At 75.0% G+C, this 21,005-nt stretch carries 21 protein-coding genes, 1 tRNA gene and 1 pseudogene; 9 read left to right on the top strand and 14 right to left on the bottom strand.

Going from position 1 to position 21,005, the window contains the following annotated elements; translation table 11 throughout:
• Positions 1 to 25: 25 nt before the first annotated feature.
• On the bottom strand, positions 26 to 1,210 hold the full coding sequence (locus ACH499_RS09745) for a thiolase family protein (protein WP_399014565.1): 1,185 nt from the start codon (positions 1,208 to 1,210) through the stop codon (positions 26 to 28).
• 182 nt (positions 1,211 to 1,392) lie between these two features.
• Between ACH499_RS09745 and ACH499_RS09740 the strand changes: the two genes are divergently transcribed.
• The 7 genes from ACH499_RS09740 (at position 1,393) to ACH499_RS09710 (ending at position 7,752) form a co-directional block, all read left to right on the top strand.
• The gene (locus tag ACH499_RS09740) at positions 1,393 to 2,202 is read left to right on the top strand and encodes a lysophospholipase (RefSeq protein ID WP_399014563.1); all 810 of its coding nucleotides are present in this window, start codon (positions 1,393 to 1,395) and stop codon (positions 2,200 to 2,202) included.
• 82 nt (positions 2,203 to 2,284) lie between these two features.
• Entirely contained in the window at positions 2,285 to 2,617 is a 333-nt protein-coding gene (locus tag ACH499_RS09735; RefSeq protein WP_399014562.1) for a DUF3140 domain-containing protein, read from the top strand.
• Positions 2,614 to 3,267, top strand: a complete 654-nt coding sequence (locus ACH499_RS09730) for an endonuclease (RefSeq protein ID WP_399014560.1) — start codon at positions 2,614 to 2,616, stop codon at positions 3,265 to 3,267. The genes ACH499_RS09735 and ACH499_RS09730 overlap by 4 nt, the downstream gene beginning before the upstream one ends.
• Positions 3,268 to 3,455: 188 nt before the next feature.
• Entirely contained in the window at positions 3,456 to 4,328 is an 873-nt protein-coding gene (locus ACH499_RS09725; protein WP_399014558.1) for a hypothetical protein, read from the top strand.
• Positions 4,329 to 4,592: 264 nt separating this feature from the next.
• Positions 4,593 to 5,996 carry a glutamine synthetase gene (locus ACH499_RS09720; protein WP_399014556.1) on the top strand — a complete coding sequence of 468 codons (1,404 nt, stop codon included), beginning with the start codon at positions 4,593 to 4,595 and terminating at the stop codon, positions 5,994 to 5,996.
• A 1-nt stretch (position 5,997) separates the two neighbouring features.
• Positions 5,998 to 7,128: an amidohydrolase family protein gene (locus tag ACH499_RS09715; RefSeq protein WP_399014554.1), complete on the top strand. Its 1,131-nt coding sequence runs from the start codon at positions 5,998 to 6,000 to the stop codon at positions 7,126 to 7,128.
• A 96-nt stretch (positions 7,129 to 7,224) separates the two neighbouring features.
• A complete protein-coding gene (locus tag ACH499_RS09710) occupies positions 7,225 to 7,752 on the top strand; it encodes an NUDIX hydrolase family protein (protein ID WP_356201226.1) in 528 nt (175 codons plus the stop codon).
• Between the two features lie 139 nt (positions 7,753 to 7,891).
• Here ACH499_RS09710 and ACH499_RS09705 read toward each other — a convergent pair.
• A tRNA-Pro gene (locus ACH499_RS09705) sits at positions 7,892 to 7,965 on the bottom strand.
• Between the two features lie 151 nt (positions 7,966 to 8,116).
• Between ACH499_RS09705 and ACH499_RS09700 the strand changes: the two genes are divergently transcribed.
• Together ACH499_RS09700 and ACH499_RS09695 are read left to right on the top strand one after the other, a co-directional pair.
• Entirely contained in the window at positions 8,117 to 8,824 is a 708-nt protein-coding gene (locus tag ACH499_RS09700) for a transketolase (protein WP_356201007.1), read from the top strand.
• 53 nt (positions 8,825 to 8,877) lie between these two features.
• A complete protein-coding gene (locus ACH499_RS09695; protein ID WP_356201008.1) occupies positions 8,878 to 9,786 on the top strand; it encodes a transketolase in 909 nt (302 codons plus the stop codon).
• A 23-nt stretch (positions 9,787 to 9,809) separates the two neighbouring features.
• Here ACH499_RS09695 and ACH499_RS09690 read toward each other — a convergent pair whose 3' ends face one another.
• The 12 genes and pseudogenes from ACH499_RS09690 to ACH499_RS09635 form a co-directional block, all read right to left on the bottom strand.
• Positions 9,810 to 11,138, bottom strand: coding sequence for an MFS transporter (locus ACH499_RS09690; RefSeq protein ID WP_399014551.1), 1,329 nt, complete (start codon positions 11,136 to 11,138; stop codon positions 9,810 to 9,812).
• Between the two features lie 235 nt (positions 11,139 to 11,373).
• On the bottom strand, positions 11,374 to 11,733 hold the full coding sequence (locus tag ACH499_RS09685; protein ID WP_356201012.1) for an MmcQ/YjbR family DNA-binding protein: 360 nt from the start codon (positions 11,731 to 11,733) through the stop codon (positions 11,374 to 11,376).
• A 30-nt stretch (positions 11,734 to 11,763) separates the two neighbouring features.
• Positions 11,764 to 12,297, bottom strand: a complete 534-nt coding sequence (locus ACH499_RS09680; RefSeq protein WP_399014549.1) for a GNAT family N-acetyltransferase — start codon at positions 12,295 to 12,297, stop codon at positions 11,764 to 11,766.
• A complete protein-coding gene (locus ACH499_RS09675; protein WP_399014547.1) occupies positions 12,294 to 12,890 on the bottom strand; it encodes a helix-turn-helix domain-containing protein in 597 nt (198 codons plus the stop codon). The genes ACH499_RS09680 and ACH499_RS09675 overlap by 4 nt, the downstream gene beginning before the upstream one ends.
• 40 nt (positions 12,891 to 12,930) lie before the next feature.
• Positions 12,931 to 13,833, bottom strand: a complete 903-nt coding sequence (locus tag ACH499_RS09670) for a LysR family transcriptional regulator (RefSeq protein WP_356201016.1) — start codon at positions 13,831 to 13,833, stop codon at positions 12,931 to 12,933.
• Positions 13,834 to 13,875: 42 nt separating this feature from the next.
• Entirely contained in the window at positions 13,876 to 15,069 is a 1,194-nt protein-coding gene (locus ACH499_RS09665; protein WP_356201018.1) for a glycine C-acetyltransferase, read from the bottom strand.
• A gap of 29 nt (positions 15,070 to 15,098) precedes the next feature.
• Complete coding sequence (gene tdh, locus ACH499_RS09660; protein ID WP_356201020.1) at positions 15,099 to 16,127, bottom strand: L-threonine 3-dehydrogenase; 1,029 nt, start codon at positions 16,125 to 16,127, stop codon at positions 15,099 to 15,101.
• Between the two features lie 601 nt (positions 16,128 to 16,728).
• A pseudogene (locus tag ACH499_RS09655) lies at positions 16,729 to 16,962 on the bottom strand (hypothetical protein); the annotation flags it as partial.
• Positions 16,963 to 16,996: 34 nt separating this feature from the next.
• Entirely contained in the window at positions 16,997 to 17,371 is a 375-nt protein-coding gene (locus ACH499_RS09650) for a DUF742 domain-containing protein (protein ID WP_356201228.1), read from the bottom strand.
• Between the two features lie 2 nt (positions 17,372 to 17,373).
• Positions 17,374 to 17,808 (bottom strand): roadblock/LC7 domain-containing protein, encoded by a 435-nt coding sequence (locus ACH499_RS09645; RefSeq protein WP_356201022.1) that lies wholly within the window; start codon positions 17,806 to 17,808, stop codon positions 17,374 to 17,376.
• A gap of 37 nt (positions 17,809 to 17,845) precedes the next feature.
• Complete coding sequence (locus tag ACH499_RS09640) at positions 17,846 to 19,762, bottom strand: ATP-binding protein (protein WP_399014544.1); 1,917 nt, start codon at positions 19,760 to 19,762, stop codon at positions 17,846 to 17,848.
• A gap of 271 nt (positions 19,763 to 20,033) precedes the next feature.
• Positions 20,034 to 21,005, bottom strand: a complete 972-nt coding sequence (locus ACH499_RS09635) for an LLM class F420-dependent oxidoreductase (protein WP_399014542.1) — start codon at positions 21,003 to 21,005, stop codon at positions 20,034 to 20,036.

Here is a 21,005-nt window from a genome sequence, read left to right as displayed (position 1 = left end):
GACGGCTCCCGCCCTCCTCCGCTCGTCACCGCTCGACGAGCACCGCGCTGCCCTGCCCCACGCCGACGCACATGGTGGCCAGCCCGCGCCCTCCATTGGTGCGGCGCATGCGGTGGAGCAGGGTGGTGAGGATGCGGGCGCCGGAGCAGCCGAGGGGATGGCCCAGCGCGATCGCGCCTCCCGTCGGGTTGACCAGCGCCGGGTCGATGCCGAGTTGGTCGACGCAGGCGAGGGCCTGGGCGGCGAACGCCTCGTTGAACTCGGCCTCCGCGAGGTCGTCGACGCTCCAGCCGGCGCGGGCGAGGACCTTGCGCGTGGCGGGGACCGGGCCGATGCCCATGACGTCCGGGTGGACGCCGGCCGAGGCGCCCGCGACATAGCGGCCGAGCGACTCCAGGCCCAGGTCGTCCAGGGCCTCCTCGCTGACCAGCAGGAGAGCGGCGGCGCCGTCGTTCATCGGGGACGCGTTGCCCGCGGTCACCGTGCCGCCGGCGCGGAAGACCGGCTTGAGCTTGGCCAGCTTCTCGACGGAGGTGTCCTCGCGGACGCACTCGTCGGCGTCGACGACCACGCCGTCGGGCCGCTCTACGGGCAGCAGTTCGTCGTCGAAGTGGCCGTTCTTGCGGGCCTCGGCGGCCAGGCGGTGGCTGCGCAGGGCGAACTCGTCCTGGCGCTCGCGCGTGATGCCGTGGCGCTCGGCGACCTCCTCCGCCGTCTCGCCCATGGCCAGCAGGCCGTGCAGTTCCTTCATCGCCGGGTTGACCAGGCGCCAGCCGAGCCGGGTGTCGGCGGTCTCGATGCGGTGCGGCAGGGCCTCGTCGGGGCGGGGCAGCACGAAGGGGGCGCGGCTCATCGACTCCGAGCCGCCCGCGAGCACGACGTCCGCCTCACCGGCGGCGATGGTGCGGGCGGCGGCGGTGACGGCCTCGAGGCCGGAGGCGCACAGCCGGTTCACCGTGGCGCCGGGCACGGACTCCGGCAGCCCCGCGAGCAGGGCGGCCATGCGGGCGACGTTGCGGTTGTCCTCGCCGGCCTGGTTGGCGGCGCCCCAGTACACGTCGTCGATGCGCGCGGGGTCGAGCGCGGGAACGCCGTCGACCAGGCCGCGGATCACGGTGGCGGCGAGGTCGTCGGGGCGCACGGTGGACAGGGCGCCGCGGAGCTTGCCGATCGGCGTGCGGCGGGCGGCCGCGAAGTGGACGGGACGCACGAGGTGACTCCTGACCGTCGTCGCTCGGTGGCCGCGCGGCGGTGTGCCGCCGGGCCGCCTCCGCGAGCCTTCTTCTGCGGGTACGCAGCCTTAATTAGCGCTGCTAGTTTTGGACTATAGACCGCCGGACGCCTCCCTGGGAAGATCCCTCCGGGTGACCTTCCCCGAGGCGAGGAGGAGACATGTCCGAGGCCCGCGAGCACGTCCTGACCGGAACGCGGGGGCGGATCTCCGTCCGCGAGTGGCCCGCCGAGCGGCCCCGGTACGTGGCGCTGCTGGTCCACGGGTACGGAGAGCACGTCGGCCGCTACGAGGAGGTGGCCGGCGTCCTCACGGCCCACGGCGCGGCCGTCTTCGGCCCCGACCACATGGGGCACGGCCGGTCGGACGGCGAGCGGGTGCTGATCGAGGACTTCGAGGACGTGGTCACCGACGTCGACGCCGTGGCGGAACTCGCCCGCGCCGCCCACCCGGGCCTGCCCGTCGTCATGATCGGCCACTCGATGGGCGGCCTGATCGCCTCCCGCTACGCGCAGCGCCACCCCGGCCGGCTGACCGCGCTGGTGCTGTCCGGGCCGGTCATCGGCGACTGGGAGCTGCCGCGCCGGCTCATGGCCCTGGAGGAGATCCCCGACACCCCGATCAGCCCGTCCTCGCTCTCCCGCGATCCGGCGGTCGGAGCGGCGTACGCGGCCGACCCGCTGGTGTGGCACGGCCCGATGAAGCGGCCCACGGTGGAGGCCTTCGTACGGACCCTCGAGACCGTGGAGAAGAGCGGCGACGCGGGACCGCTGCCGCTGCTGTGGGTGCACGGCGACGACGACCGGCTGGTGCCGCTGCCCGGCAGCCGCCCCGGCGTGGAGCGGCTCGGCGGCGGGGACCTCACCGTGCGGATCCGCCCGGGCGCCCGGCACGAGGTCTTCAACGAGACGGACAAGGAGGAGGTGTTCGCGGACGTCACCCGCTTCCTGGACGGGGTGCTCGCCCGCTGAGCGGCCGGGGGCGTTTGCGCGGGAGTCCCCGGGGGCACCCGCGCCCCACCGACGCACCTACGCACCACGGAAGAGGGGCACCATGGCCGACGCCCTCGAACTCGACGCGCTGTGGGAGGACTTCCACCGCGTGGTGAACATGACCTCCGCGGAGCTCTCGGAGTGGCTCCGGGTACGGGACTCCGGCGAGCTGACCGAGCCGTTGCCCGACGACGCGGGACCGCCCCTCGGCCGGCACGTCCTCGCCATCCTGCAGAAGCGGCGCACGGATCTCACGGAGGACGACCTGCGGGCGATGCGCGAGGTCGTGGACACCGTGACCTCGCAGACCGACCTGGAGAACGAGCCCCGGGCCGAGGACACCCGCCTCAGGCACCGGCTCATGACGATCGGCCACGACCCGGTGAAGCCGTGAGCACGGACGACGAGCGCCGCGTCGTGCGCGAGCTGGTGGCCGCGCACGGACGGACGTACGCCGAGGAGGCGGGGATCCGGCTGAAGGACACCCCGCAGCCGCTGTACCGCCTGCTGGTCCTCGCCCATCTGCTCAGTGCCCGGATCCGCGCCTCGATCGCGGTGGCGACCGCCCGCGCCCTCGACGAGGCCGGACTCGGCGACCCGCGCCGCATGGCGGAGGCCGACTGGCAGGAGCGGGTGGACGCGCTGGGCCGGGGCGGCTACCGGCGCTACGACGAGCGCACCGCCACCCGGCTCGGCGACGGCGCCGAACTGCTGAACGCGCGCTGGGGCGGGGACCTGCGCCGGCTGCGCCGGGAGGCGGACGGCGACGTGTCCGAACTGCGCCGGCTGCTCCAGGAGTTCCCCGGCGTGGGCCCGGCCGGCGCCGACATCTTCCTCCGCGAGGCCCAGCGGGTCTGGCCCGAGGCGGCCCCCTGCCTCGACCGCAAGGCCCTCCAGGGCGCGCGGCGCCTCGGCCTTCCCGCGGAGGCCGGCCGGCTGCTCGACCTCGCCGGCGACACGGAACCGGCCGTCCTCGCCGCGGCCCTGGTACGCGCGGCCGTGGACAAGGACGTGGCGCGGGACGCCCAGGACCACGCCGGCTGAACGGCCGGGTCCCGTCCAACGCCCGAACCCCCTTGCGGGACGCCGTACTTCACCGTCTCCCCGCGGTGGGCGCGGCCCCCCGCGGGTCACCCGGACGGCCCCGTGCCGCTGGTGGCCCCACCGTCGCGGTGGTGCCCTGAGGACACCGCCCACCAGGGCCACGTACACGTTCCCAGGAGGCATCCGCGATGAGCCGTCGTCCGTCCCACCCCGCCCGTCTCCTCGCCTCCGCCCTCGCGGCCGGCGCGCTGCTGACCACGGCGGCCTGCGCGGACGGCGGTGAGTCCTCGGGCGCCGCCTCGGACACCGCGGCCGAGGAGGCCGCCCGGGCCGCGGCGCAGCAGGCACCGACCACGTCCCCCAGCGGCTCCCCGACCGGCTCCACGAGCCCTTCCGGCTCCTCCTCCCCCGCCGCTCTCACCGAGTCCGGCGCGAAGGCCGCCCTGATCACGGAGGCCGACGTGGAGGACGACTGGAACCAGGTGAGCGACGCCGACAAGTGGCACGACCAACTGCTCGCCGGCAAGGTCGACGTGGCCGGCTTCCTCGACGCCAAGACCGACGCCGACGACTGCCAGAAGCTGCTCGACGGGCTCTACTCCGACGGCCTGCTGGGCAAGCCGTCCGGCGCGTCGGCGCTCACCGGCTTCGAACAGGGCGACTCCCGGCTGATGGAGCAGGTCGCCGCCTACGACCACGCGCAACTGGACGACTCCATGAAGTGGCTGGCCGCGCTGCCCCAGACCTGCGACGAGTTCACCGCGACCGACTCCTCGGGCGGCAAGCGCACGGTCCAGGTGATCGAGACCTCGGTGCCCGACGTGGGCGACGCCCGCCAGGGCCTGGAGGTGACGGTGCAGGGCACCGCCGACGGCGCCCCCACCACGCTCACCCTGGACGTCGCGGTGGTGCGCGTCGGCGACGACGCCGTCACGGTGACGGGCGGCGGCCCGGACGGCGGCGCGTCCGACTCCGTGCAGCGCGGGGCGCAGCAGGGCACCGCGCGGCTGAAGACCGTACTGGCGGGCGGGACCCCGTCCCCGCCCAGCCAGTTCGACTGACCGCGCCCCGCGGCAGGCACCCCCCGCGTCCCCGGGCGCGGGGCTTCGCCGTGCGCGCTCCTCGGCGAATCCCCGGACAGCCTGATCACGGGACGGCACAATGGTCGGCGACGGGCGGCGACGCGCGAAGGGGGCGTGACGTGAGCGGCAGCGGCATTCCGGCGGGCGGATCGACGCCGCGGGCCACCACCGCGGCCGGCGCCGCCGCGGCACCCGACGGCACCGTCCCGCCCGCGCCGCACCCCGTCCCGTGAGGGAGGACGCATGACCACTCTCGCCGACCCCGTCCCCGGCGGACGCCCCGGCGATGTCGGGCGGGCCGCCTCGCTGAGCGGGGAGCTGACCGGGCAGGGCGTGCACGGCGTCGTGCTGGCGTACGTCGACACCGCCGGGATCGGCAGGGTGAAGACCGTCCCCACCGCGAAGCTCGCCTCGGCCGCGGCCTGGGGCGTCGGCATGTCGCCGGTGTTCGACACGTTCCTCGCCAACGACGCGATCGTCTCGACGGACGTCCTCGGCTCCCCCGACGGCGATCTGCGTCTCTATCCCGACCTCGACCGGCTGACCGTCCTCGCGGCGCAGCCCGGCTGGGCGTGGGCGCCGGTGGACCGGATCACGCAGGAGGGCGAGCCGCACCCTGCGTGCTCGCGGACGGTGCTGCGCCGGACGGTGCGGGAGGCCGCCGAACGGCACGGTGTGTCCTTCCGCGCCGCCGTCGAGATCGAATGGGTCCTGGGCCGGGGCGACGCGCCCGACGACGCGTTCGTACCGGCGGTGGCCGGTCCGGCGTACGGCGCGATCCGGCAGGTGGAGCTGAGCGACTGCGCCGCCGATCTGCTGGCGGCCCTGGCGGCGCAGGGGGTGGACGTGGAGCAGTTCCATCCCGAGTACGCGGCCGGGCAGTTCGAGGTGTCGGTGGAGGCGTGCGACCCTGTCGCGGCGGCCGACCGCAGCGTGCTGGTGCGCCAGACGATCCGGGCCGTCGCCCAGCGGCACGGGCTGCGGGTCTCCTTCTCCCCCGCGGTGTCGGCGCGGGGCGTCGGCAGCGGTGGCCACCTGCACCTGTCCGCCTGGCGGGACGGGAGGAACCTGCACGCGGGCGGCGCGGGCCGGTACGGCATGACGGCCGAGGCGGAGTCGCTGGTCGCCGGGATCCTCGCCCATCTGCCCGGGCTCACGGCGGTGACCGCGCCGAGCCCGGCCAGCCATCTGCGGCTGAAGCCCTCCCAGTGGGCCGGGGTGTTCACCGCGTGGGGCCGGGAGACCCGCGAGGCGGCCCTGCGGGTGGTCACCGGCACAGCCGGGACACACGACCGGGCGGCGAACCTGGAGGTCAAGCCGGTCGACCTGGCGGCCAATCCGTACCTCGCCCTCGCCTGCACGATCGCCGCCGGGCTGCACGGGCTCGCGTCGTCCGCGCGGCTGCCCGAGGAGATCACCGGCGACCCGGCACGGCTGGACCCGGCCGACGCCGCCGCCAGGGGCGTGCGCCGGCTGCCCCGCTCGCTCGCGGAGTCGGTCGAGGCGTTCGGCGCGGACGCGGTGTTGCACGGCGCGCTCGGGCCGGTGCTGGCCGACGCGGTGACCGCCGTGCGGCGCGGGGAGGCCGAGGCGGTCGAGGGGCTGGACGACGACCAGGTCGCGGCGGCCTACCGCTGGAGGTACTGAGTTGGCCGCGGGCCCCGTCCACGAGACCCTCGCCGCCCTGGACCTGGTGGACCACCACTGCCACGGGGCCGTGACCGGCGACCTGGACCGGGCGGGCTTCGAGTCCCTCCTCACCGAGGGCGAGACGTGGCCCGGCGTCTCGACGTTCGACAGCCCCGTGGGGCTCGCCGTCCGCCGGCACTGCGCACCCCTGCTGGACCTGCCGCGCCACGCGCCGCCCGACGCGTACCTGGCCCGCCGGTCCGAGCTGGGCGCCGCCGAGGTGAACCGGCGCTTCCTGCGCGCCGCGGGCACGGGTGTGTTCTGCGTGGACACCGGGTACGCCCCGCACCGCGTGACCACGCCGGCCCTGCTGGCGCGGGCGGCGGGCGCGGTGGCCTACGAGATCGTCCGGCTGGAGGGCGTCGCGGAGGCGGTGGCGGCCGGGGGCGTGGAGCCGGACGCGTACGCGGAGGCGTTCCGCACGGCCGCCTGGGAGGCGGTGCGGCGGCCGGGCGTGGTCGGCGTGAAGTCGGTGGCCGCCTACCGCACCGGTTTCGACCTGGACCCGGCCCGCCCGCCGGCCGAGGAGGTGACGCGGGCGGCCCGGCGCTGGCTGACGCGCGGCGGCCGGCTCGACGACCCGGTCCTCGTACGGCACCTGCTGTGGACCGCCGTCGACCTCGGGCTGCCGCTGCAACTGCACACGGGGTTCGGCGACAGCGACATCCGCGTGCACCGCGCGGACCCCGCCCGCCTGACCGACTGGCTGCACCTGATCGCCGGGACGGTCCCGGTGCTGCTGCTGCACTGCTGGCCCTTCCAGCGGCAGGCCGCGTATCTGTCGGCGGTGTTCGAGCGGGTGTACCTCGACGTGGGTCTCACCCTGCACCACGTGGGCCCCGCCCGGGCGGGGGCGGTCCTGGCGGAGGCACTGGAGATCACGCCCTTCCGCAAGCTGCTGTACAGCTCCGACGCCTACGGGGTGGCCGAGTTCCACCACCTGGGGGCGCTGTCCTTCCGGCAGGGACTGGCGGGGCTGCTGCAGGAGCGGGTGGACGCCGACGAACTGGCCCTGCCGGACGCGCTGCGCATCGCGCGGTGGGCCGGCCGCGACAACGCACGCCGGGTCTACCGGCTGCCCGACGACTGACCGGAACGCGAGCTGAGCGGCGTGGGGACCGTCACAGTCCCGGAGCGGCGCCCAGCAAGCACGAGACGCCGAAAGTATGATCAAGCGATGTCTGACATGACCGAAACCACGCCGGGCTGGCTGACGACCGACGAGCTCGAGATGGCACGCGCCCGCATGCCGATCCTGTACGTCGAGGCCGTGCCCGTACGTGTCGACGACAGCGGCGAAGTCACCAGCGTGGGTCTGCTGCTGCGGATCGGGCCCGACGGAACGGTCAGCCGGACCCTGGTCTCCGGCCGGGTGCTGCACCACGAGCGGGTCCGCGACGCTCTGCTGCGGCACCTGGAGAAGGACCTCGGCCCGGTGGCGCTGCCCCGGGTTCCGTCCTCGCTCCAGCCGTTCACGGTGGCCGAGTACTTCCCGACGCACGGTGTCACGCCGTACCACGACCCCCGGCAGCACGCGGTGTCCCTCGCCTACGTCGTGCCCGTGACCGGTGACTGCCGGCCCCGGCAGGACGCGTTGGACCTGGTCTGGTTCAGCCCTCGGGAGGCGCTGTCCGAGGCGGTGCAGAGCGAGATGCCGGGCGGGCACGGGGTGCTGCTGAAGCAGGCTCTGGCGCATGTGGGCTGCGTGATCTGACGGCTCCGGCGATACGTGAGGGCCCGGCGGACACCGGTCCGCGGGGCCCTTCTCCGTGCCTCCGTCCCCCTGGGGGCGACGGCGCCGGGGACGACAAAAGGGCCCCGCGGGCTCTCGCCCGCGAAGACCCTTCGCTCTGTCGGGACGACAGGATTTGAACCTGCGACCCCTTGACCCCCAGTCAAGTGCGCTACCAAGCTGCGCCACGTCCCGTTGCCCGTGTGACCTGGGGTTTCCCCTGGTCGAACGCGCAGGAAAACCATACCGCACTCGGGCCGGTGGTCGCGCACCGCTTTTCGGGGCCGGCGCCGCCGGGCGGACGGCGCTTGACCTGAAGCGCGGTCGAGGTTGCACGCTCGTCCGCATGACCCCCACCGAACAGCGCGGGCGGGCGTACACCTACGCCGACCTGCCCGGACTGATGTCCCTGATGACCGGCGACGAGAAGCACGGCCCCGCGGCGACGTCCACCCTGGACGTGCTGTGGGTGCTCTACGACCGGGTGCTGCGGGTGACCCCGGAGCGAATGGACGACCCCGGACGGGACCGCTTCCTGCTGTCCAAGGGCCACGGGCCCATGGCGTACTACGCGGTGCTGGCCGCCAAGGGCTTCCTGCCGGAGGACCTGCTGTCCGGCTTCGGCTCCTACGACTCGCCCCTCGGGCACCATCCCGACCGCACGCTCGTGCCCGGCGTGGAGATCGGCAGCGGCTCCCTGGGGCACGGCCTGCCGATCGCGGTGGGCACCGCGCTGGGGCTGCGCGCCCAGGGCATCGACGACGCCCGGGTGTGGACGCTGATCGGCGACGCGGAACTGGACGAGGGCAGCAACCACGAGGCGATCGCCTTCGCGGGGCCCGCCGCGCTGGAGCGGCTGCACACCGTGGTCGTCGACAACGCCTCCGCGAGCCATGCCCGGCCCGGGGGCATCGCCGACCGCTTCGAGGCCGCGGGCTGGTCGGTGGTCACCGTGGACGGACGCGACCACGAGGCCCTGTTCGGCGCGTTCACCGCACCGCACCCGGGGCGCCCGCACGCGGTCGTGGCCCGGGTGGAGGCCAAGTCCGCCTGACCCCGCTCCGAGCACCCCACATCCGCCCGCACCACCACGGAAGGACATGTCCCATGGACACCATGCGGGACCGTTTCGCTCCCGTCGTCACCCGGCTGCTCGACGAGGACCCGCGCCTCGCCGTGGTCCTCGCCGAGATCGGCGTGGACGGCTTCGCCGAGGCACGGCGACGCCACCCCGACCGCGTCGTCAACGTCGGCATCCGGGAGCAACTGCTCGTCGGGGCGGGGGCCGGGCTGGCCCTGACCGGGATGCGGCCCGTCGTGCACACCTTCGCGAGCTTCCTCGTGGAGCGGCCCTTCGAGCAGCTCAAGCTGGACCTCGGCCACCAGGACGCCGGAGCGGTCCTGGTCAGCGCCGCCGCCTCCTTCGACTGGCCCGCCGGCGGATACACCCACATGGCGCCCGGCGACGTGGCGCTGCTGGACACCCTCGACGGCTGGACCGTGCACGTGCCCGGGCACCCGGACGAGGCGGAGGCGCTGCTGCGGCACGCGGTGGCCGCCGGGGACGACAAGGTGTACGTGCGGCTGTCCGTGCAGGCCAACGCCGCCGGGCAGCCGGTCGACGGGCAGCGGTTCCTGCCCGTCCGCGAGGGCCGCTCGGGGGTCGTCGTCGCAGTCGGGCCGATGCTCGACGCCGTGCTCGCCGCCACCGAGGGCCTCGACGTGACCGTGCTGTACGCCACGACCGTCCGCCCCTTCGACACGGACGCGCTGCGGCGGGCGACACGGTCCGCCGGCACGGATGTCGTCCTGGTCGAGCCGTATCTGGCGGGCACCTCGACGGCGGCCGCGGGCGACGCGCTGTCCGACGTGCCCCACCGCGTGCTGGGCCTCGGCGTGAACCGCCGCGAGCTGCGCCGCTACGGCCGGATCGAGGAGCACGTGGCCGCGCACGGGCTGGACGCCGGGTCCCTGCGCGAGCGGATCGGGGGCTTCCTGGCGCCCGTGGCGCAGTAGGTCGGGCGCGGGGCGGTCACGGCTCAGCTCCTGCGTGCCCCGGCCCGCTCCCCCGCCGGCGCGGTGCGGGCCGAGCCCGCCGCCGTGGCGTCGGCGCGCACCAGGCCGCGCACGGCGGGTATCGCGAGCAGGGCGAAGCAGACCACGAGGCTCATGGCGCCGGCGACGAGCAGGACCTGTCCGGCGCCGAGAACGGAGGCGGCGGGGCCCGCGAGGGCCTGGCCGACGGGCATCATGGCCAGGGAGCCCGCGACGTCGTAGGCGTGGATGCGGTTGAGGACGTCGGGCGGGACCTGGGTCTGCACGCTGGTCGCCCACATGACGCCCCAGAAGGACATCCCGGCCCCGGCGACGGCGGCTCCCGCGGCCATCACCGGTACGTCGAGACCGGCGCCGACGGTCGCCGGGAACGCGGCGAAGCCGAAGAGGGCGATGGCGCCCGCGCGGAGCATGCGGCGCGGGCGCAGCCGCAGCGCGAGGAGTCCGCCGACGACGGTGCCGGCGCCCAGGGCGGAGTTGACCAGGCCGTAGGCGCGGGCGCCGTGCTGCTGCACGACCTCGGTCGCCACCAGCGGGACGGTCGGGCCCCACACGGCGATCATGTAGACGCACCAGACGGCGATGACGCCCCACAGCCAGGTGCGGGCTCTGAACTCCCGCCAGCCCTCGGCGAGATCGGCCCGGAAGGCCTTGCCGGCGCGGCCCGCGGTGTGCTCCCGCGCACGGGGCGGGAGCGGGGGCAGCCGGAGCAGCAGCAGGCACAGGGCGCTGACCGCGTAGGTGGCGGCGTGGGCGGCGAAGACGCCGCCGGGCGAGGCGAAGCCGACCAGCAGGCCGGCCACGGCGGGGCCGGCGAGCTGGGCGGCGGACTCGGCGACGCGTATGGCCCCGTTGGCGCCCTGGATGTCGGAGGCGAGCCGGGGCACGGTGCTGGCGACGCCGGGCTGGAACACGGCGCCCGCGACGCCGTTGACGAAGCCGATCGCGCAGATCTCCCAGAGGACCACGTGGCCGGAGAAGAAGAGCACGGCGGTCAGTGCCTGGGCGGCCAGACGCACCAGGTCGGCGCCGATCATCAGCTTGCGGGTGCTGAAGCGGTCGGCGATGACCCCGCCGAAGACGACGAGCCCGGCGAAGGCCGCCGCCGTCGCGGCCATGGCGAGACCGACGGCACCCGCCCCGTACCCGTGCTGGAGCAGGCCGGCGGCGAGCGCGACGGGCAGCATGGTGTCGCCGAGCCTGGCGACGGCCCTGGCGGCGAAGAACAGGGCGAAGTCCCGTGACCAGACGGGGCGTTCCGTCTTCCTCCGGACCGGCCCCTCCCGTGTGGGCTGTGCTGACGTCCCGGCCATCGCGCGCGCTCCCCTCCCGGCCGGCCCCCACCGGCCCTGTGCTCCCTGACAGAACCCCGTCGTTCCCCCGCCCCCCGTCGAACCACCGCGGTGTATACAGCAGTTCACCGGTCGTCGTCGAACCCCCCGCGCACGACGGCTCCCGGTCCCGCCGACAGCCGGAGCCCCCCTCCGGCCCCGGCTGCGACGTGTGTGCGGATCATGCCACGGGGCACTGACAACGCCCCAGGAAATTTCAGCCCCCGGCCGGCAGCCCCAGGCGGGGGTGCGCCTCCAGAAGACGCGGAGGGGCTGCCTGGCGCCAGGAGTCGGCGAGGATGTCGCGCAGCTCCTCCTCGCCGTCGAGGGCGGCGAGGCGGACCCTCACCCAGGCGAACTGTGCCTCGTGGGAGGCGATCCAGAACTTCTCCGGCTCCGCCAGCACCAGTTCGTCGCGCTCCTCCTTGGGGCAGCGCACGGCGATGGAGGTCTCGTCCTCGGGCAGCGTGGCGAACATCTTGCCCGCGACCCGGAACGTGGGCATGCTCCAGGCGATCTTCTCCGTGGTGTCCGGCAGGGACAGGGCGATACGGCGTACGTCTTCGGCGTCCGGCATGTCAGGCACCGTAGCCGCCGCCACTGACAATCACCCGGCGGTGGCCGGGAGGCCGAGCCGCTTGTAGTACAGCGTCGTCGGCCGCAGCGCCCCGTCCGGGCTCGCCGCGTAGTCGGGGATGGTCCCGGCCCGCGTCCATCCGGCGGTGCGGTACAGGTGTTCGGCGGGGCTGCCGGTCTCGGTGTCCAGGTGCAGCAGGGTGATCCCGGCGCGGGCGGCGGCGTCCTCGGCGACGGCCAGCAGCCGCCGGCCGAGCCCCTGTCCGCGGGCGCGGCGGGCGACCATGAGTTTCACCAGCTCGGCCCGGTGGCGGCTGTTGGGCTTGTCGGGCAGGGCGAGGCTCACGGTCCCGCTCACCCGGTCCCCGTCGTGCGCCACCCACACGGCGAGGTGCCCGGCGGCCACGGCCCCGGCCCGTCCCCGCCACCAGTCGGCGGCCTCCTCGCGGCCGAGGGGCGCCAGGAATCCGACCGAGGCCCCGCCGTCCACGGTGTCGGTCAGCAGGCCGGCCAGTTCCCCCGCGAGCGCGGTCAGCCGGCTCCCGTCGACGCGGCTGAGGATCACGGCAGCACCACCGCCAGCGCGTAGCGGGCGTCCGCCGGGCCGGCGCACCGGAACCGGGTCGGCCCCCACACCCGCAGCCGCAGGCAGTCGCCGGTGCCGAGGTCGTGGACGACGTCCTGGGCCGTCACCTCCAGCGCGCCTTCCAGGACCCAGATGTGCTGTTCGAGGCCGGGCACGGGCGGGCGGTCGTAGGCGATGTCGGCGCCGGGGGTGAGGCGTCCCTCGACGAGTTCGCCGCGCAGTCCCGCGTGCGGCGGGGACACCGACCTGCGGGTGAATCCGGCGGCGCGGTCCTCCCACAGCGGCTGGTCGGCGGACCGCACCAGCAGCGCGGGCTCCGCCTCGACCTCGCTGAGCAGCCGGGACATGGTCCGTCCGTACACCGCGCACAGGCGGTTGAGGACGGAGGCCGTGGGGCTGGTCTCCGCCCGCTCGGCCCGGGACAACGTGGACCGGCTCACGCCGCTCCGCTCGGCCAGCTCGCCCAGCGACCAGCCGTGCTCGGCGCGCAGCTCGGCCAGCCGGGCTCCGAGCCGGACGTCGACGGGGTCCGGCTCGGCGCCGGGCGCGTGCTCCACCTCGGGCTGTTTCATATTCGGGATGCTATCCCACATCAGGGACGGCATGCCGCGTCTACCGCTCGGCGGCCGACTGCAGCGCGTCCAGCACCGGCCGGATCAAGGGGTGTCCCTCGGTTCCCCGCCGTACGGCCGCGAAGACCCGGCGGGTCGGCGCGACGCCGTCGACCGGGCGGACGACCACACCGGTCACGTCCATGCCGAGCAGGGCCGAGCGCGGCACCAGTGCCACGCCGACGTCGGCGGCGGCCAGCGACACCACCGCGCGGAAGTCGTCGGAGGAGTGCTCCAGGCGCGGCTGGAACCCGGCGTTCTCGCAGGCCAGGACCACCACGTCGTGGCAGGGGTTGCCGGGGTAGGGGCCGATCCACGGGTCCTTGGCCAGCTCCGCGAGCGGCACCTCCGCCACGTCGGCGAGCCGGTGGGTGACCGGGACGACCGCGTCGAACGGCTCGGCGTACAGCGGGACGTGGGTCAGCCGCGGGTCGTCGGCGGACGGCGCCCCGCGGTACTCGACGGCGACCGCCACGTCCACCTGCCGGTCCAGCACCATCGGCAGGCTGGCGTCGCCCTCGGCGTCCTGGACGCGGATGCGTATGCCCGGCGCCGACTCCGCGAGGCGGGCCAGCGCCGGCGCGACGACCAGGGTGATGCCGGTGGCGAACGAGGCGACCGTGACCGTGCCGGCCGCGCCCGAGCTGTACGCGGCCAGCTCGGCCTCGGCCTTCTCGAGCTGGGCGAGGACGGCGTTGGTGTGGCTGAGCAGGATCTCGCCGGCCGGGGTCAGCCGTACGCCCTTGGCGCCGCGGTCGACGAGGCGGTGGCCGGTCTCCTGCTCCAGGGCGGTGAGCTGCTGGGAGACGGCCGACGGCGTGAGGTAGAGCGCGGCGGCGGCCGCCGTCACGGTGCGGTGGTCCGCCACCGCTCGGAGGATGTGCAGCCGCCGCGCTTCGATCACGGCATCGATTGTCTCAGGTCGGACGGGTGAGGCCGACCCGCGTCAGGCGTCCAGCTCCTCGCGGGCCGCCACGAAGGCGTCCACCGCGCGGTCGACGTCCTCGGTGGAGTGGGCGGCGGAGAGCTGCACGCGGATGCGGGCCTGGCCCTGCGGGACGACCGGGTAGGAGAAGCCGATCACGTACACCCCGCGCTCCAGGAGCAGCTCGGCCATCCTGCCCGCCCTGGCAGCGTCGCCGATCATCACCGGGGCGATGGCGTGGTCGCCGGGGAGGATGTCGAAGCCCTCCTCGGTCATCCGGCGGCGGAACAGGGCGGTGTTCTCGGCGAGCCGGACCCGGAGGTCGTCGGCCGACTCCAGCAGGTCGAGCACCTTGAGGGAGGCGGCGGCGATCACCGGGGCGAGGGTGTTGGAGAAGAGGTACGGCCGGGACCGCTGGCGCAGCAGGGCGACGATCTCGGCGCGGGCGGCGACGTAGCCGCCGGAGGCGCCGCCGAGGGCCTTGCCGAGCGTGCCGGTGACGATGTCGACGCGGTCCATGACGCCGTGCAGCTCGGGGGTGCCGCGGCCGCCGGGGCCGACGAAGCCGACGGCGTGCGAGTCGTCGACCATGACCATGGCGTCGTAGCGCTCGGCCAGATCGCAGATCTCGGCGAGCGGGGCGACGTAGCCGTCCATGGAGAAGACGCCGTCGGTGACGATCAGCTTGCGGCGGGCGTCGCCCGCGGCCTTGAGCTGCGTCTCCAGGTCGGCCATGTCGCGGTTGGCGTAGCGGAAGCGCGCGGCCTTGCTCAGGCGGATGCCGTCGATGATCGAGGCGTGGTTCAGGGCGTCGGAGATCACCGCGTCCTCGGGGCCGAGCAGGGTCTCGAAGACACCGCCGTTGGCGTCGAAGCAGGAGGAGTAGAGGATCGTGTCCTCCTGCCCGAGGAAGGACGACAGCCGGGCCTCCAGCTCCTTGTGGACCTCCTGGGTACCGCAGATGAAGCGCACGGAGGCCATGCCGTAGCCCCAGCGGTCCAGCGCCTCGTGGGCGGCGGCGACGACCTCCGGGTGGTCGGCGAGGCCGAGGTAGTTGTTGGCGCAGAAGTTGAGGACCTCGCCGGGGCGGCCGCCCGAGGTGACGCCGACGGTGGCGGACTGCGGGGTGCCGATCACGCGCTCGGGCTTGTGCAGGCCGGCGGCGCGGATCTCGTCGAGGGTGGCGCGCAGGTCGTCGCGCACGGAGTCGAACATGTCTGAAGCTCCTAGGAAAAGCAGATGACTTACGCGGTCCAGTCGAGGATGACCTTGCCGCCCTTGCCGCTGGCCGCGTCGGCGAACGCGGCCTCGAAGTCGCGGTGGGAGTAGCGCCCGGTGATCACCGGGGCGAGGTCGAGGCCGCCCTCCAGCAGCACCGACATGGCGTACCAGGTCTCGAACATCTCGCGGCCGTAGATGCCCTTGACGGTGATCATCGAGGTGACGATCCGGGCCCAGTCGACCGGGAACTCCTCGGCGGGCAGGCCGAGCATGGCGATCCGGCCGCCGTGCGTCATGTTGGCGATCATGTCGCGCATCGCCTCGGGGCGGCCGGACATCTCCAGGCCGATGTCGAAGCCCTCGCGCAGACCCAGTTCGCGCTGTCCGTCGGCGATGGTCGCCTCGGCCACGTTGAGGGCGAGGCTCACACCGACCTTGCGCGCCAGGTCGAGTCGTTCCTCGCTCACGTCGGTGATCACGACGTTGCGGGCGCCCGCGTGCCGGGCGACGGCGGCGGCCATCAGGCCGATCGGTCCGGCACCGGTGATGAGGACGTCCTCGCCGACCAGGGGGAAGGACAGGGCGGTGTGCACGGCGTTGCCGAACGGGTCGAAGATCGCGGCGACGTCGAGGTCGACGGGGACCCGGTGCACCCAGACGTTGGTGGCGGGCAGGGCGACGTACTCGGCGAACGCCCCGTCCCGGCCGACCCCGAGGCCGACCGTGGCGCGGCACAGGTGGCGCCGTCCGGCCAGGCAGTTGCGGCACTTGCCGCACACCAGGTGCCCCTCGCCGCTGACCCGGTCGCCGGTCTTGATGTCGGTGACGTCCCGCCCGGTGTCGACGACCTCGCCGACGAACTCGTGGCCGACGACGAGCGGGGTGCGGATGGCCTGCTGCGCCCAGCCGTCCCAGGCCCGGATGTGCAGGTCGGTGCCGCAGATGCCGGTGCGCAGCACCTTGATGAGCACGTCACCGGGTCCGATGACCGGCTCCGGGACGTCCGCGAGCCACAGCCCGGGCTCCGCCTTCTCCTTGACCAGCGCCTTCAACGCTTCGGCTCCTGACGGGGTGAGATCCCGGCGCAGGGCATGCCGAGGCGGCCCACGTCCGGGGATATGAGGGGAATCGGACAGCAATCTGCCGTACGCCACCGCCCCGGGTCCATCGAGCGTTTCTTAAGCCCGGCCGCAGCTTTCCTTCACGCCCCGCGCGGGGCCGCTCGCGGCCTGGCCGGCGGGGCCTGCGGTCTCACAGCGGGAGCCCGTCCCGCGCGCTTCGCTCGATGCGCCGTACGAGGTCCGCGGCCGACGCCTTGATGGTCTCCAGGCCCGTCGTCCCCCAGGCCCGGGGCCGTACGTCGGCGGCGGCACCTCGGGGACGTGCAGGCCGGCGAAGAACTGCCCTCCTCGTCGGGGAGGTTGACCATCGCGTACGGCGCGTCGGCGAGCCCGGCGAGGTGGGCGGTGAAGGCGTCGAGGGCCGGGTCCGGGCGCCGGGCCGGACCGAGCAGGCGCAGCCGACGCGTCCGGGCGGGGGGCCTCTGGGGCCCCGGGGGTGGGGAGCAGGCGTCCGGCCGGGCGGGTCGGTTCGTAGCTCATGAGCGGCTCCGTAGCGGGGGACGTGCGTCGTGTGCGGTTCCGGTGGCGGGGCGCCCGTGGCGGGGGCGGGAGTGCGGGCGACGAGGTGGTGGACGAGGGTGAGCAGGGTCCGCGCGCCGGAGCCGGCGATCCGGGCGTCGCAGGGCACGACCGGGGCCCCGGGGCGGAGGTCCATGGCCGAGCGCACCTCCTCGGTGCCGTAGCGGTGGGCGCCGTCGAACTCGTTGATCGCGCCGACGAAGGTCGTCTTGCCGACCCCGAACCCGCCCGCGACGAGGATCTCCAGCGCCGTGGGGAACGGCTCGGCGTGGCCGCCGTGGTCAGAGCTGTCGTCGTAGGCCGTCGAGCACTGCCTCCAGAAGGGCCCGGTCCGTGGGGTCGTGACGGAACGCGGCGGGGGGTTCGATGGTCAGCGCGCCGCAGTCGACGAGGTCCGCCAGCAGTACCTTGGTGACCGCCGGCGGAAGCCTCAGCCGAGCGGCGAGCTCGGCGACCGGGAGGGGCCCGCGGCACAGGTCGAGCGCCCGCGCGTGCTCGGGCCCCAGATGGCCGAGGGGGGTCGCCCCCGTGGCCCTCACCTGGGACAGCAGGTCGAGCGCCACGGTGGGACGGGTACGGCCGTTGCTCACGGTGAAGGGGCGCACCAGCCGCCCTGCCGCGTCGTCGAGCCAGGGCCCGTCGCCGGCCGCGGCCACGGTCAAGGCCTCGTCGCCGGGGGTTCGACGGCGTGCCGCCGGGGCGGGGTCACGAGGAAGGGACGGACGCTCTTGACCAGCATCGCCATCTCGTAGCCGAGGACGGCCGCGTCGGCCTCGCGGCCGGCCAGCACGGCGAGGCAGGTGCCGGAGCCGGCGGTGGCGACGAAGAGCAGGCAGGAGTCGAGTTCGACGACGACCTGGCGCACGTCCCCGCCGTCGCCGAAGCGGGCTCCGGCGCTGCGGCCGAGGGAGTACAGCCCGGAGGCCAGGGCCGCCATGTGGTCGGCGCTGTCGACGTCGAGGCCGTGCACGGACCTCACCAGTCCGTCGCGGGACAGGAGCACCGCGCTGCGCGTGTGCGGCACGCGCTGGACGAGGCCGCTCATCAGCCAGTCGAGGTCGGACACGTGTCCGGTCGGCGCGTCGCTCGCCATGGTGGATCGACTCCTCGGGGTACGGGGGGCGGGAGCGCTAGGGGTGGTGCGGGAGCGGGGCCCAGGAGCGGTCGTCCGGCCGGGCGCTCCCGTCGTGCGGGGCGGCGCCCTCGGAGTGGAGCGCGGGCGGGCGGCGAGGCTCGGGGTACGCGCCGGGGACGAGCCCCATGTCGCCCGGCTCCGTGGGCTGTTGCCCCGTCTCCGGGGGTGGTGCGGCCTGTTCCCCGTGCTGCCGGGCCTCCGCGAGGCGGATGCCGCGCCGGAAGGCCGCCATCAGCCCGGGGTCGGGCCCGGTGAGTCGGCCGGGGCCGGTCTCCCGGCGCGGTGCGGGACCGCCGCGCAGCGGGGGCGCGAGGTGCTCACGGGCGCGGCGGCGGGGCAGCCGGGGTCCGTCCATGGTGCCGCGCACGGCGCCGTGCCCCGTGACGGGCGGCGTCTCTGCGTGCTCGGCGAGGGTGCCGCGGTCGCCGGGCGGGGTGCCGGGGGCGGCGGCGACCGGGGCGGGCCGGTCCTCGGGGGCGCGTCGCACGGGGAGCGGTGCGGGTTCCGCGCCCGGCGCCGCGAGGGACGTCCCGGTCCCGTCGGCCGTCGGCCGGGTGCGGGGGCCGGGTACGGCGGGCGCCGGCGTCCCGGTGGCCGGGGCGGGCGGCAGCGGGGCGGCGTGCGGTCCCGGCGGCGGGGCCTGCGCGGGCGCCGGGTCGGCCTCCGCGGCCCCTCGCGTCCGGTCCTCGCCCGCGGGCAGCTCCGGCGCCGTGCCCAACAGGGCCTGCGGAAGGACCATCACGGCCTGGACACCGCCGTAGATGTTGCTCTGCAGGCGCACGGTGATGCCGTGCCGCCTGGCGAGCTGGGAGACCACGTACAGACCGATGCGTCCGTCCGCGAGGAGGCGGGCGACGTTGACCTGGTCGGGGTCGGCGAGCAGGGTGTTCATCCGGCTCTGCTCGGCGACGGGCATGCCGAGTCCGCGGTCCTCGATCTCGACGGCGAGCCCCGAGGTGACGAGGTCCGCGCGCATCAGCACCTGGGTGTGCGGGGCGGAGAACAGGGTGGCGTTCTCCACGAGTTCGGCCACCAGGTGGACGACGTCGGCGACGGCGTGGCCGCGCAGGGTGCCCTCGACCGGGGGGACGAGCCGGACCCGCGAGTACTGCTCGACCTCGGCGACGGCGGAGCGCAGCACCTCGGTCATGTCGACCGGGTTGCTCCACTGCCTCCGGGAGACGGCGCCGCCGAGCACGGCGAGGTTCTCGGCGTGGCGGCGGATGCGGGTGGCGAGGTGGTCGACGTGGAAGAGGCCCTTGAGCAGGTCGGGGTCCTCGATCTCGTTCTCCAGCTCGTCCAGGACGGAGATCTCGCGGTGCACCAGGGACTGCAGGCGCCGGGCGAGGGTGAGGAAGACCTCCAGTTTCTGTTCGCTGCCGGTCCGGCTGGAGAGCTGGGCGGCCCGGACGACGGCGGTGACGGCGCCGTCGTGGGCGCGGGACAGGTCGGCGGCGAGCAGGTCGAAGCCGTCGGCGCCGTCCGGCGGCCCGCCCGCCCGGGGGCGCCGGGCCGGACTCTCGCCGCGGCGCAACGCCTCGACGACGGCGCGCAGTTCCCGCTCGCCGCGGGTGACGCCCTGGCGCAGGACGGCGACGCCTTCGTCCACGGACCGCGCGGCACGGCGGGCGGCGACGGCGGCGACGACCACGGCCGCCAGGGCCACCGATGCCGCACCGGCGAGCACGCCCCACAGGGCGGGGCCGGGCCGGGCGCCGGTGGTGCGGACGGTGAACAGCACGGCCGCGCAGGCTCCGAGGGCGACCGCGGCGGGCGGCAGCACGGCGAGGCGCAGGAGCCTGGACCGTAAGCGGGCCCCGGGCAGCGCGGGAACGGTACGGGAGGCCGGCCGGCCGTGCCGCCCGCCCTCACGGCGGTCTGCTCGCGCGGCGGGGGCGCGGAGGTGAGACATCGGGATCCTCGTACCTGTCCGTTGGTGCCACGCGGGCACGCGTCGTCGCGGTGCCGGCCGGACGGACGGTCGTCCGCCCTATGTGATCCGGCGGACACCGACAGTAGTCGTCCGCGCGTCGGGTGCGGCGGGCAGTCGGCGAAGTCGCCGGGGCAACGTCCCGCTCCGGTGTGAAACCTCGTACGAGAGAGCGAGGTGCCGGCGAAGCATCCGCTCCGGAAGGGTGGAAGAACGGTCCGACCCGATCGGAAGAGAGCATCCGCTGGGGGCCTCAGCGGGCCCGCGACGCACCGGCGGCCACGTCCGCCACCTGCGGGAGCACCTCGGCCGCGATGAGTTCCACGTGGTCGAGGTCGGTGAGCTCGGTCAGCCGCAGATGGACCCGCTCGGTGCCGATCGCGGCGAACTCGCCGAGGCGCTGCACCAGTTGTGCGGGGGACCCGACCACCGGGTCCTCCGGCGGCAACGCGCTCTTGACGTGCAGCGGGGCCGCGCGTCGCCGCGCCTCCGCGTCGGTACGGCCTATCGCGGCAACGACACCGGCCGAGAGGACCAGCGGTGGCCGGCCGGCCTCGGCCCGCCCGAGCCGGTCGCACGCGTCGATCACCCGCCGGTAGGCCCGGGCCGTCTCCGCCACCGACTTGAACGGCATGTTGAACTCGTCGGCGTACCGGGCGGCGAGCGCCGGGGTGCGTTTGGCGCCGCGTCCCCCGACGATGATCGGCGGCCCCGGCACCTGCACCGGTTTCGGCAGGGCGGGCGCGTCGACCAGCCGGTAGTGGTCGCCGAGATGGCTGAAGCGCTCACCGGCCGGTGTCCGCCACAGGCCGGTGATCACGGCGAGCTGTTCCTCCAGCCGGTCGAAGCGCTCCGCGACGGGCGGGAACGGAATGCCGTACGAGGTGTGCTCCCGCTCGTACCAGCCGGCGCCCATGCCCAGTTCCACCCGCCCTCCGCTCATCCGGTCGGCCTGCGCCACCATCACCGCCAGCGGGCCGGGCAGCCGGAAGGTGGCCGAGGTGACGAGGGTGCCCAGCCGGATCCGCGAGGTCTCCCGGGCGAGCGCGCCCAGCGTCAGCCACGCGTCGGTGGGACCGGGCAGCCCGGGATCGGCGCCCATCGCCTGGTAGTGGTCGGCCCGGAAGAAGCCCTCGAATCCGCCGGCCTCCACGAGCCGTGCGAAGCGCAGTTGGTCGTCGTAGTCGGCGCCGCGGTGCGGCTCGGTGAAGACGCAGATCCGCAC

This window comes from Streptomyces sp. NPDC018947 (assembly GCF_044390505.1).
Classification (GTDB): Bacteria; Actinomycetota; Actinomycetes; order Streptomycetales; family Streptomycetaceae; genus Streptomyces.
The sequence above is the reverse complement of the archived record's forward strand: the minus strand, read 5'-3'. Positions and strand labels throughout refer to the sequence as shown.

Bases quoted from the DNA above. Each gene is read 5' to 3' on its own strand.
- ACH499_RS09740 (WP_399014563.1), top strand. From the start codon at position 1,393: ATGTCCGAGGCCCGCGAGCACGTCCTGACCGGAACGCGGGGGCGGATC.
- ACH499_RS09735 (WP_399014562.1), top strand. From the start codon at position 2,285: ATGGCCGACGCCCTCGAACTCGACGCGCTGTGGGAGGACTTCCACCGC.
- ACH499_RS09725 (WP_399014558.1), top strand. From the start codon at position 3,456: ATGAGCCGTCGTCCGTCCCACCCCGCCCGTCTCCTCGCCTCCGCCCTC.
- ACH499_RS09720 (WP_399014556.1), top strand. From the start codon at position 4,593: ATGACCACTCTCGCCGACCCCGTCCCCGGCGGACGCCCCGGCGATGTC.
- ACH499_RS09710 (WP_356201226.1), top strand. From the start codon at position 7,225: ATGACCGAAACCACGCCGGGCTGGCTGACGACCGACGAGCTCGAGATG.
- ACH499_RS09700 (WP_356201007.1), top strand. From the start codon at position 8,117: ATGACCCCCACCGAACAGCGCGGGCGGGCGTACACCTACGCCGACCTG.
- ACH499_RS09695 (WP_356201008.1), top strand. From the start codon at position 8,878: ATGGACACCATGCGGGACCGTTTCGCTCCCGTCGTCACCCGGCTGCTC.
- ACH499_RS09690 (WP_399014551.1), bottom strand. From the start codon at position 11,138: ATGGCCGGGACGTCAGCACAGCCCACACGGGAGGGGCCGGTCCGGAGG.
- ACH499_RS09685 (WP_356201012.1), bottom strand. From the start codon at position 11,733: ATGCCGGACGCCGAAGACGTACGCCGTATCGCCCTGTCCCTGCCGGAC.
- ACH499_RS09675 (WP_399014547.1), bottom strand. From the start codon at position 12,890: ATGAAACAGCCCGAGGTGGAGCACGCGCCCGGCGCCGAGCCGGACCCC.
- ACH499_RS09665 (WP_356201018.1), bottom strand. From the start codon at position 15,069: ATGTTCGACTCCGTGCGCGACGACCTGCGCGCCACCCTCGACGAGATC.
- ACH499_RS09645 (WP_356201022.1), bottom strand. From the start codon at position 17,808: ATGGCGAGCGACGCGCCGACCGGACACGTGTCCGACCTCGACTGGCTG.
- ACH499_RS09640 (WP_399014544.1), bottom strand. From the start codon at position 19,762: ATGTCTCACCTCCGCGCCCCCGCCGCGCGAGCAGACCGCCGTGAGGGC.